The 11,272-nt window shown below is 39.4% G+C and carries 12 protein-coding genes; all 12 read right to left on the bottom strand.

Features of this window, described 5'->3' with window-relative positions; translation table 11 throughout:
• On the bottom strand, positions 1–878 hold an 878-nt coding region (locus CEX98_RS02660), incomplete at its 3' end, for an aminoglycoside phosphotransferase family protein (RefSeq protein WP_143484310.1).
• Positions 866–1,459: a class I SAM-dependent methyltransferase gene (locus tag CEX98_RS02655; RefSeq protein ID WP_197707192.1), complete on the bottom strand. Its 594-nt coding sequence runs from the start codon at positions 1,457–1,459 to the stop codon at positions 866–868. The genes CEX98_RS02660 and CEX98_RS02655, both read right to left, overlap by 13 nt.
• An 82-nt stretch (positions 1,460–1,541) precedes the next feature.
• Positions 1,542–2,702 (bottom strand): sulfotransferase, encoded by a 1,161-nt coding sequence (locus CEX98_RS02650; protein WP_099640584.1) that lies wholly within the window; start codon positions 2,700–2,702, stop codon positions 1,542–1,544.
• Position 2,703: 1 nt separating this feature from the next.
• Complete coding sequence (locus CEX98_RS02645; protein ID WP_099640583.1) at positions 2,704–3,987, bottom strand: hypothetical protein; 1,284 nt, start codon at positions 3,985–3,987, stop codon at positions 2,704–2,706.
• A 2-nt stretch (positions 3,988–3,989) separates the two neighbouring features.
• The gene (locus CEX98_RS02640; RefSeq protein WP_099640582.1) at positions 3,990–4,748 is read right to left on the bottom strand and encodes a phosphocholine cytidylyltransferase family protein; all 759 of its coding nucleotides are present in this window, start codon (positions 4,746–4,748) and stop codon (positions 3,990–3,992) included.
• On the bottom strand, positions 4,745–5,344 hold the full coding sequence (locus CEX98_RS02635; protein WP_099640581.1) for a gamma-glutamyl-gamma-aminobutyrate hydrolase family protein: 600 nt from the start codon (positions 5,342–5,344) through the stop codon (positions 4,745–4,747). Before CEX98_RS02635 ends, CEX98_RS02640 begins: the two co-directional genes overlap by 4 nt.
• Positions 5,341–7,662 carry a PEP/pyruvate-binding domain-containing protein gene (locus tag CEX98_RS02630; protein ID WP_099640580.1) on the bottom strand — a complete coding sequence of 774 codons (2,322 nt, stop codon included), beginning with the start codon at positions 7,660–7,662 and terminating at the stop codon, positions 5,341–5,343. The genes CEX98_RS02635 and CEX98_RS02630 overlap by 4 nt, the downstream gene beginning before the upstream one ends.
• A 2-nt stretch (positions 7,663–7,664) precedes the next feature.
• Positions 7,665–8,438, bottom strand: a complete 774-nt coding sequence (locus CEX98_RS02625; RefSeq protein WP_099640579.1) for a class I SAM-dependent methyltransferase — start codon at positions 8,436–8,438, stop codon at positions 7,665–7,667.
• Positions 8,435–8,935: an adenylyl-sulfate kinase gene (locus tag CEX98_RS02620; protein ID WP_099640578.1), complete on the bottom strand. Its 501-nt coding sequence runs from the start codon at positions 8,933–8,935 to the stop codon at positions 8,435–8,437. The genes CEX98_RS02625 and CEX98_RS02620 overlap by 4 nt, the downstream gene beginning before the upstream one ends.
• Complete coding sequence (locus CEX98_RS02615) at positions 8,935–9,552, bottom strand: hypothetical protein (RefSeq protein WP_099640577.1); 618 nt, start codon at positions 9,550–9,552, stop codon at positions 8,935–8,937. Before CEX98_RS02615 ends, CEX98_RS02620 begins: the two co-directional genes overlap by 1 nt.
• Positions 9,549–10,472 carry a transketolase family protein gene (locus CEX98_RS02610; protein ID WP_099640576.1) on the bottom strand — a complete coding sequence of 308 codons (924 nt, stop codon included), beginning with the start codon at positions 10,470–10,472 and terminating at the stop codon, positions 9,549–9,551. The genes CEX98_RS02615 and CEX98_RS02610 overlap by 4 nt, the downstream gene beginning before the upstream one ends.
• A complete protein-coding gene (locus CEX98_RS02605; protein WP_099640575.1) occupies positions 10,469–11,272 on the bottom strand; it encodes a transketolase in 804 nt (267 codons plus the stop codon). Before CEX98_RS02605 ends, CEX98_RS02610 begins: the two co-directional genes overlap by 4 nt.

Raw genomic sequence — 11,272 nt, 5'->3', positions numbered from 1 at the left:
GAGTTTGCAAACTCTTTACGCTTACGAACTTGATGTAGGAAGTTTCCACCGATAATAAAGCACCACTTCAATCGAGTTAAGTTAAAAGCAATATTGAACTCATTGGGGTTTTCAATTATTGAGCTGCAGATGGGCATATCGATAAGTATCGAAAAGTGCTCAATTGGTACTTCTATTTGTGGCTGTGAAAAGAAATCTGCCACTAATTTCCATACAGAGTCGTAACCCGCATATTCAAAATCATAGAAAAAGATCTTTTTATCAGTAAGAAGCATATTATGAAAACCAAAGTCTGATGGAGATATGACTTTAGATCCCAATGGGGTATTCCAGTTAATTTCTTTATTTTCATTTAGTAGGCGTTTAAACTCAACTTCTACTCGATCTTGTATAAATTTTTTATAGTTGGGATAAAGCTGTTCTTCGTTCGCCAACATAATTAAACGTTGATTAACTAGATTAGCGAAATCAGAGAGTGTACTAACTGCATCTTTAGCAGGCCCTAAATGAACCTCCTGTGTGGCCTTATTTATGTTCTCGATAAACATAAAAGCATCTCTAGTATCTTTTGATTTCGGTTGAATAACATGTTCTCCCGGAATATAAGTCATAAGAAGAAGTTTGCTTTTTAAACAGTGGGCCATATGACTAGGTACTTGTGTGCACCCTATACTGGATAAGTACAATAGAAATGACAGCTCTCGCTTAAGTTTATGATCTGAGTCGATAGAAGTAGGTAAATAGTGCTTTAGGACATAGCAAGCGTTCGATGTAGTAATAAGAAAAACTTGGCTGTTTGCTCCATGAGTAATCTCAGAGGTACTATAGTCCTCTGAGATATGTTTATCTAGAAATGATTTGAAACTTATTTTACACATAATGCAAGTAAGTAATGTGCCATTGGATAATACCCAGTGTGAACGACTTCATCATTCATCGAAAATAGAAAAACATGACTAAAATGTCGTTCACATGCAGATTTCAAATCAGCACCAGTTTTACAGTTAATGTGTCCTGCTTTGCTCGCTGGTGAGGCATAGCGTTGTGACTCAAGTGATGGCATACCGATTATCACTACGCCTTTCTCTTTGACTGTGTCTTTAATGTTGGTAAGAAAAGTATCTTCTTCTGAAACGTCTATATGCTCCAAGACATCTAGAGAATAGGCCGAATCAAACTCAACATCAGATCTAACAGGGCCTTCGAGTATATTATGCAAAACTGCATTCAAAGGCCATCGTGTAGAATTTCTGTTATCAATATCCGCTATAAATTTCGGTTCAATATCTACGACAGTTAGATTTGGTACTTCTTGTTGTACAATTCGACTAGCGAATGCATCACCACAACCAATTTCTATAGTATTTTGATGGCCAGAAAGCATCTTAGATACGAATTTGTATCGTGATAACATGATGGCCAAGCGTCTTGGATCTAGCTCCCAGGTACCTTTACTCATCAGGCCCAAGGTTGTGGCGGGAACCGTGTCTAGAAAGTTATAATAATCAGCTAGGTATTGTTCTTCAGTTTTTTTCATAGGTTCACTTAATATCAGCTATCGGTGAATAAGGAGCACTTTGTTCTGGCATGTAATTTATGGTTTTGAGTATTGCACGATGTAAGTCTCCACGGTTACCCTTTATTTTAGCATCATAGGCGCTTTTTATATTTTGCTTAATTGTATCGTTATCAATATATGGGAGAAGCTCGAAATCATAAGGCGCTTCGAAGTCTAGTGCACTTTTAACATGTTCGAAATACAATGGATATTGCCACTTAATTAATCTCTGTCTTGCTATCTTTTCAAGTCGAATTAAATCGAACTCAGATATGCTATTTCGATATTTTGCATTATTAGCTAAGGTTTTCTCGAGATCAAACCCGGTAGTATCTCCAATGATCCCCTCCCAATTTTGACCATGATTTACTGTTTCAATTAATAATATATCGTCCCAATCAACTTCTAGAAATTGACATACTGCACTTAAACTGCCTTTTGGGTTTTCATGGAGCTGCTCAAGCTTAATTGCCAAGCTATCGGAATTAGTGTCATCAATTAGATCACAACCAGCGTACAGAAAATGTCGGAAGCACGACTCCATTTGGTTCCTAATCTGATCAACTTGGTAGTTTTCTGTGCTTTTAGCATCGTTATTATGTGCGACACACATTCTTACAAATGTTGCGATTGGATCTCTAACAGAGTGGCATACCCATAAGTGTCCCATTTCTTCACGAAGCAAACGCATTAACACATAATTAGGAGTGTGAAGCTGAAAGAATATTACCTCCTTGTTAGCCGTAGGAATGCCCAATAATTCGTATACTGCTAAGTGAACTCCAATAAATCGTGACTTAAAACTGTGGTTACTATCGGCAAGAAAGTGAAGTAACTTCTCTTTAAAGCTATCTACATTAAGGCGAAGTAAGCCAGTTTGAGTTCTAGCCATATTATTGTTTACATTTACATATTTATTACTAGCACAATCTTCAAGGTTTCTCGCAAATAGGTTTTTAAAGTCGTTAACAAACTGTTCTAAGAAAGCCTCATTCGTCATTTCAAGCGTATCTGAAATTTGCTGGGCTAAATTCATCATATATGGCGGCAAACTCATTATTTGTGGATGACCATCAAGTAATGAATGGAGAAAAAAAGACCCACTTCTTCCATAACATACTCCAATAGCGATTTTTAAATCCATACTAGTCTCCTTTGAGAGCTTCTATTTTAGCTACAAGCGCGTTGAATGTTTTTAATAACCATGGAGCATTATCTTTTTCCCAGATAGTCATTTGTAAATCACTATCGTTAAAAAAGAAATCTTTCCCAATCTCTAATCCTGAACGAATGGCGGTTAATGAGGAGTTTGCTGGGTTATCCTCATCTGTCATTTGAAAGATTATTGACTTCGCTCCCTTAATAAAGCTGATACCGTAATTTGGACCACATGAAACGCCCATATTAATGTAGGCCTGCTCATAAAGCGCAAGTCTTATCGTAAAGTCGATAGATGCATGAGGGAAGTGAATAAAGTTTTTTAGTCGTTCATCAGGTTGTTGTGAACTAAGATAGGTATCTCTTACGATAATCGGACAGTACTTATTATGGTCGATATTATTTAAAAATTGTGCCCATTGAGCTATATCGCTATTTCGCTTAGGTTGCGAATCGTACTCTCTTAACGTAATGACAACAGGTTTTAAACTGGGCTCTATGCTCTGCAAAAACTGATTGACTATTTTTTTAGCATTTATTGGGGCCTGTAATACACTGAGATCAACATTCTCAGCTACATTCTTCAAAGACCTTGTGTTAATTGCTGGTGAAAAGCCATTGGTTTTGATCTCTGAAGGGAAAATGTTTTCTTTATTCTTCAGGTATTCAATTGCATCATCACGAAATGGAAACTCGGAGATAGCTATATGGCTTGGTATACAACTTAAAACAGCTTTGACGACTTTATCTATACGCCAAGCAAAATCATGCGGCTCGTGGAACAACATTGGACTTTGGCTTATGGTGTCTTTCGATTCACGGTTATGCAAAATAATAAAGTGGATATGCTGCATTGATAATCTTTGCCGTTCGATTTCTGCAAGTACTGCAAAGTTGAAGACATCAAAGCATGGTAAATGGGTCGAAAGATCATAGACTGCGTATAAGATGTTTTCGTACCGGACCTCAGAACTAATGACTTGATCGTACGATAGGAGGCGACTGCGGGTGTGGTCGAAAAAAAATACTTTCTCTAGAGGTATATTATGTTCATCAAATGACTTACAGATCTCAGAAAAAAAATTGGAGCAGATTACAATTCTTTCTATCTGGTTATCTGGTATCTGGGCTAAATCAATTAAGCTTATGGACTGCTGCCCTTCAAATTGCTCTTGTCCAGATGTGCAAGCAAATACGTTATTTCCTGAGTTGTGCTTTGAATTTATAAATGCCTTGGCGGGGGAGTTTAACCCATACACTACAGTTAACATGTTTAATCCAGTCCAAAGTGCTGAGCTGTATGCTTGTTATATAGGTTGTAGTCATCAATAGTATCTAGCTCTATCCATTGACCTCTTGCGAGTTCTACACTGACATTCTCTTCTATGCACATAGCTTGAAGCAAATCGGTCATATAAAGGTTAGGGTCCGACTTTCCTGCTTGAAGGTCTAAGCTATACTGCTTTAGTTGCTCAACTAGAAAATTAGCCCGCATTTTCAACATGCCCATAAATTGACCTTCCAGTTCGGATAGACTTTTTGGGGGTTGACCAATCTCTTCTAGCAACATCGCATCGTTAAACTTAAAAGTTTCAACGTCTTCGATAGGGTTGTTCATACGCTGTTTCCACAGTTCTAACCACTTTGTATTTCCTAGTACTACAGCGTTATTTGATACGGCGCTATTTTTAAGTGAATTAAGCACGTTGGTACTAAATGCAATATCTCCATATAAAATCAATACTTGTTCGTTTTCTAGTCCATTGAGCCAATTTAAAGTTAGGCTCAAGCTGTACACCATATTAGAGTTATTGAAATTTTTATTTACAATAGTAGTATTCCAAAGCTCAGAAATTTTATTAGCACAATGACCAGAGACAACGACAACGTCTGTAATGCCTATGCTTTCCAGTTGCCTAAGTTGTCTGTGTAAAAGGCTCTCTCCCCAAAGCTCAATTAAGCACTTTGGTTGATGTTTTGTTAAATTTCCGAGCCTAGATCCCATACCTGCAGCTAGAATTATTGCTTTCACGATAAAAATAAACCTCTAAAAAAATTTAAGTCACAAGAGCTAAAAGGCTGTGTTCTCTCCGGATGCCACATAATTCCATATAGAGGGTATTTTTCATGGCGGATAGCCTTTATAACTCCATCATCACTGCAAGCCTCGACTGACCATGGAGGATTACATACATACGTTCCTAAGGTATGGAAGGAGTTTGTTTCATAAGGTACCCCTTTAAGCGTTATTATTTGAGAGGAAGTGATGTGCCCATCAATTTTTACAAGTTTCTCACCGTTTATCATCTGTAACATTTGCATCCCTCTACAGACTCCAACTAAAGGGATCTTTTTGGTAATTGAATGTTCAACTAGAAACAGCTCTAACTCATCCCTTTCTGGAGCATTACCTCCATAAGCTACGGGTGAGTTACCACCAGTTAAAATTATTCCTTTAAGATCAAGCGATGAAAGTAGTGCTTTACACACATTGATATCGTTAGGTAATAGTACTGGAGTGACTCCGCATGCTTGGCAAAACGAATACCATTTTTGATCTATAGCATCACGTCGCTCTCCATGAGGGACCGATATATCTACCCGCTGAGTTAACCCAACCAAATTCATTTGATCACCGTAACTTTTTTATTGCAAGCATCAATTTCAAGGACAGTGCCTTTCAACCATTTGTTGTAAAGCACTTCTCCTGCTCCGATAACTGAGGGGATATTTAGCTCTCCTGCGCGGATTGCCATATGACTATTGCACCCGCCATATTTCGTGATTAGGCCTGCTATCTGGTGAGAAAATAGCCAATCAAACCCTGGGTCTGCGGAAGGGACAAAGATTATCTTTCCACTCAGGTCGATAGAGTCACTAGGGTTTATCAATATATGAGCTGATACCTTTTGCTGTGTAATGAAATTGGGTTCACCTTCTGGCATCGTGAAAGAAAAAACATCCTCGGGTTTAGAAATTAGAGGAGGAAGGCTGATTTGCAAAGTATTTTGATAAGCCGTCTTTCCAGAAAGTATACTAGTTTCTAATCTTGGCTTAAGCTCCTCTGTGCTTGAGTATGCATCTAGTATTGTAGAGATGTCCGTATATGACATGTCTTCGGCAGAGAAATTATATTCCTCACCTAACTCTCTCAATAACTCTAAAATATCACTAAGGCTTTGTGTAAAAATGAACTTTGCAAATTCTCTTCCTTCAATTGCTCCTTTAATGAAAGAAAATATTGAAATTACATCATGCTCAATTCCATTACTTTCTAATAATGACTTTAACTTAGTTAATTGTTCGAGACTGAGAGAAAAAGAAGCTACATCATTCTCAATTGTTAAGTTTTGCTGTGAGCTATCAAAATATTTCTCAGGAGCTCTGTCGTATCTTGGCGACAAAATATCATATGTGCCAGGTCTTAAATGACCATATTTTTTTAAAAAGCCAGTAAGTGAGAGGGTGGCAAAGTCATCTTTCAAGTTTGAACTTACAGTTGCGATTGAAGAGAGGAATGTATGGTAGTCCTTCTCACTAATTATGTCAGTCGATACCATTGAACGCAAAAGTTGTACAGCAATAAACCCAGCTCTCGCTAATCCAGCGAATGGAAGCGTCCCATATCTTTTGCAGTCTTCTAAAAGCCAGTAAATTTTGTCCTTTATTAATAAATCACTTTCTAGTATTTTCTTGCGTCGATGAGGTAAAGCCGAAACTTTGTCTATGTCTTTTGACCATAAACCATCTGATTTAATGATGTTATTTGTTAAAGTGCCAAGAGAGTCCAGAAGGTTATCTACTTCTGCTCTCGTGAAGCCTTGTTTGACTAATCTTTTGGCCCTTTCTTTAATATCGAGGGTATAACACGAGAAAATAATATCAAACTCGACTTTGTCGTGTTTTTCTGGTGCTTGCTCCAACTCGTCAATATAATAATCTACTAACTTTTCGGCTAATTGGTTTGGAATATCTTTAGGGATAAAAGAATTAAAGCTTACACGGACATCAATATATGGAAGTCCATGTAACGAGAGTAATAATGGAAAGCTTCGTAATTGCTTGTAACCGTAATTATTGCGCTGATAAGCCCAAGTGGAATCTGTAATTAGCTCCTTGTATAGAGACAGTGCCAACGGTCGCGGGCGCACTCCAATTATTTCCGCAGGATTCCAATCTGGCATGATTCCGAGAATCGACCGCTTGCCGTTTAGGTAGGGGTGGGGCCTTAGAAAACGCTCTACACTGACGCTGAGTTTTTTTAGTATTTTTAGGTGCGACTCAGATGAAAGGCCTGTATATCCATAATTTAGGATCAAAGGGCGTACTTGAAGTAAATAGAGCTTGTCATCTGAATCGATAGCAAATTCAATGTCTAGGGCTTCATGTTCAAAGAGAGCTTCTAACTCTTGAGATAGAGAAACTAGCCGCTTTTTCCACGGCTCAGTGACGTGATTAAACGTTTTCGCAATATAACAAACTTGATCGTTAGAACAACCACTTGTGATTGCATCAGTCATATTGGAATGACTAAAGTTAATGACGTAGTAAGGCGCGTTATTAGAGGGGTCTTTACTAAACAGTACACCACTCATTTTAACTTTTTCGAGCATCGGTTGAATAAAAAGCTCGCTACTATCGTCTAATTCAGAATAAGAGTTAAAGACGGCATCTATGGCATCAAGTAGTTTACGTTTTCCGTTGACATTTAGAACAGATAAAAAATGCCCCGCCAGAGAGTGTTTGGATGAATCTTCATTGCAAGAGCTACTTCTAACAATCAAGTTCCCGCTGCTCCAATCAGCAAAGCTGTAGATATAGTTTATGACACTCTCTGGATTTGTACGCCAACTTCGATACGTAATCCGGCATTGAGGTAAAATAATCGCGTTAGTTAGCTTTCCCTCCAATGCTAGCAGATTGTTTGATTTAGTTGAAAACATCATTGCTACTTAACTCTGGCTGCCCAAGCTTTTGTTTTATATGTTGTCTCTATAAAATCTAATCCCTTAACTCGCTGTTCTACATAATCCATAAATTGATTAAACTTTTCTTCACCAGCCTGAGCGCGGATATCATTCACAGACCACCAGACGCCGATATATTCTTCTGGCGATTGCTTTATTGTATGTGTTCCTTCTAGATATATAACATCGCTAAAGGCATCTGTTTTTATCAATCTATCCATTAATGTTTGTGTAAACTCTGAATTGCCTGATGAGACTCGTTTGATATTCGGCGCTATTTGGTTCAACATTGCTTCGATCTCTACAAGGAGAGGATTACTCTCAATATGGCGTGGATTCCATAATGCCGAGAAGATCCCACCAGACCGTAAAACGCGCGTAAATTCTTGGATACCACGTTCAAAGTCGACCCAATGGAATGATGAGGCCATTGTCAGAATGTCAGCACTATTACTAGGTAACTTTGTGTCTTCTCCATTTCCCGCTGCCCATGCAATACCGGTACCTGCAGAATCTTTGATCCCATGTTCTCTCATATCGTTATTTGGTTCTATAGCAGTAACTGAATTCACACCTAGATCGCATATGATCCGCGTCCAAATTCCCGTTCCAGCTCCAACATCGACGAAATCAATTTCAGACCTTCTCTTTTCTACTAGACCCAACAGCGCTTGCCCGACCATTGATGCATACCCAGGCCTGAATTGTGAGTAATTTTTTGCTAACCCAGTGAAGTCACCTAGTTTTTTTTTCATAAATTTAGTTCCGATATGATTAGTTCTACTAAAGAATCCGGCTCTTCCACTCCATTATTATCGATAATTATAGAGGGGGCCGTAGGTTCCTCGATTTTAATATCAAAGCCATGTACGTACTTGGCATTCCCCGATGATGCTTTTGAATACAACTCTTTTTGGTTTCTTTGACGCAGGACCTTCTCTGAAGCTCTAATGTACACTTCTACATACGAAGAATTATTATCGGCATTCCATTCTCTAACCTTGTGAAACATAGATACCGTCGCACAAATAACGATAAACCCCTGTTGAGAAAGCATGTGAGAGAGCCTCGCATAGGTCATGCCCAGCTCAAGCCTTGACTTATGATCGTAATTGAAGTTACTAAATACAGTCCTTAAAACATCACCATCAAGCAAGATAATATTATTCAGTTTATCCTTTAGTTTTTTATGCAAAGTATGAGCCAAGGTTGTTTTCCCTGCGCCCGGTAACCCAGTAATCCAAATTACCATCACATAATTCCTTCTGATACATTTCGATTGATTAGGTCGATGATGCTGGTCCAATTGTTTACTTGTCCAAATGTTTGGAGTTGTGCTTGTGGATTGAATAAAACTTTTTGAGTGGTTTCTGGGAAGCGTTCATGGTTTAGGACCCGCTCCAAATCATCGATAAAAACATCACATTTTTGTGCGGAAATAGTCATTACCTTTTGGTCAAGTGTTTGATTGAAAAATACATTACGCTCAGCTATCGGTCCAAGTTTGGAGCTTATGAATTGATTTTCCATAAGCCACCTTGTTGCCGCATGATGGATATCTACTTTCTCACCTATTATCGGATATTTGGTCTTGTGAGATATGAGCTTTATTTCATGACCATCGTCATGAAGTGCTTGCAATGTTGCTAAACAACCATCATAAGGATTGGCTCGCATTATTTCTTTACCGTAAACGATACCCTGTAGTTCAGTCCACTTTGGTTCTTTACCGTGATTGATAAAGTAGGATTTCACTGCTTCTTTTGTAACACCTACTGAACTGGGTATCCAACCTAAATTCAAGGCGATATCATAAAAAACGCCAGTATAATCAGCTATGGTATTATCGAAATCAACGCCTATAATCACACCACACCTCGCTTTGATAGGGTACTCAGCATGTCCTCAACAGTAAGACCTGCTTTAGTTCTGGCATCAGCAGTAGAGTGCACCTGATCGATAAACCGGTCTGGGATCCCAAAGCGATGAACGCGAGTACTGTCACCTCCTTGTTCGCTAAAATACTCCAAAACGGCACTGCCAAAACCACCATTAACATTGTGCTCTTCGAGTGTAATGACATGAGCAAAGCGGGTCATTGCATCGTTTAAGTAGTTTGTATCGAGTGGTTTTATGGTATGAAAACTCACCAGTTCCGGTGATAACCCACGCTCGCTTAATACGCTCACTAATTGCTGTGCAAGAGGCAAAATAGTGCCAGTGCTGAGTACGGCAATACGTTCACCTGGACGCATAACATGCACTTTACCGTAAGTAAGAGTTGGTTTGCCCTCATGGACTGCTGGCTCATTCTTTTTACCAATTCTAAAGTAACAAGGTGCGTTAAGTTCTATCAGTTGCGGCATTAGTTGTTCTAACTCATAAGCGTCGGCTGGGCAAACGATATGCATGTTTGGTAGCGCACGCATCAGAGCAAGATCTTCGAATGAATGATGGGTTGGGCCTAAGTTCGCATATGATAATCCAGAACCGGTTCCTACGATGATAACTGGTTGATTCTGATAGGCAATATCAATCTTTATTTGCTCAAAGTTTCGCGCGGTAGTAAACGGGGTGATAGTGTAGATGAAAGGCTTGTGTCCCATCATTGCACTGCCAGCCGCCATGGATGCCATGTTTGCCTCGGCGATCCCAGCATTGATTGTACGGTCTTCGGCAAACTCTTTTAGCGGGTTGAATAATCGATTGCCGATATCAGCATAAAATAGTAAGAGAGACTCATCGTGCTTGGCAAGTTCAGTCAATACTCGTGCAAAAGCGTTTCTCATGATATTCCCAGTTCCTCTTTCGCAGCGGCTACTTCTTCTTCAGTTGGAATACGGTAATGCCAGTTGTTGTCATTTTCCATAAAGGAGATCCCTTTACCTTTTACGGTATCAGCGATGATACATAGCGGCTTATCAACAGTACCTGCAAGTGCGAGTGCATTATTAAGAGCGTCTAGGTCATGACCATTGACTCTAACAGTATGCCAGCCAAAAGACTGCCACTTTGCTTCTAGCGGCTCTAAATGCATGATATTGCAGCTTTCTCCAGTGCCTTGCAGCTTGTTGAAATCGACAATAGTGGTTAAGTTGGAGAGCTTTTTACCTGCAGCAAACATGGCTGCTTCCCACACAGTACCTTCATTTATCTCGCCATCACCCATCAGTACGTAAAACCGATTAGTTCTATTTTGTAATCTGCAGCTCACGGCCATTCCTGTAGCCAGTGATAAGGCGTGGCCAAGCGACCCTGATACAGTTTCAACGCCGTTTGGCGCGTTTACCCCTGGGTGCTCTTCAAACTGACTTCCAGTTTGACCGTGCTGATAGAGTGATTCAACTGAAAAGTACCCTCGGTAGGCCAAGGTAGTGTAAAGCGCGCTTGCGGCATGGCCTTTACCTAACAAAAAGTAGTCACGTTCAGATTTTTTTGGTTCCGAAGGATCTATATTCATCACGCCAAAGTAAAGTGCCGTAAGAATATCAACACAAGACAAGCAGCTACCTAAGTGAGGGGTTTTTGTTTGGCTTGAAATGTCACAAAGCGTGTATCGGATATGTGCGGCTGTGGTTCTTTGATTCAT

The sequence above is a fragment of the Pseudoalteromonas piscicida genome (genome assembly GCF_002744175.1).
In the GTDB taxonomy this organism is placed as follows: domain Bacteria; phylum Pseudomonadota; class Gammaproteobacteria; order Enterobacterales; family Alteromonadaceae; genus Pseudoalteromonas; species Pseudoalteromonas piscicida_B.
Note: the sequence above shows the minus strand (reverse complement) of the source record. Positions and strands in the feature narration are given on the sequence as shown.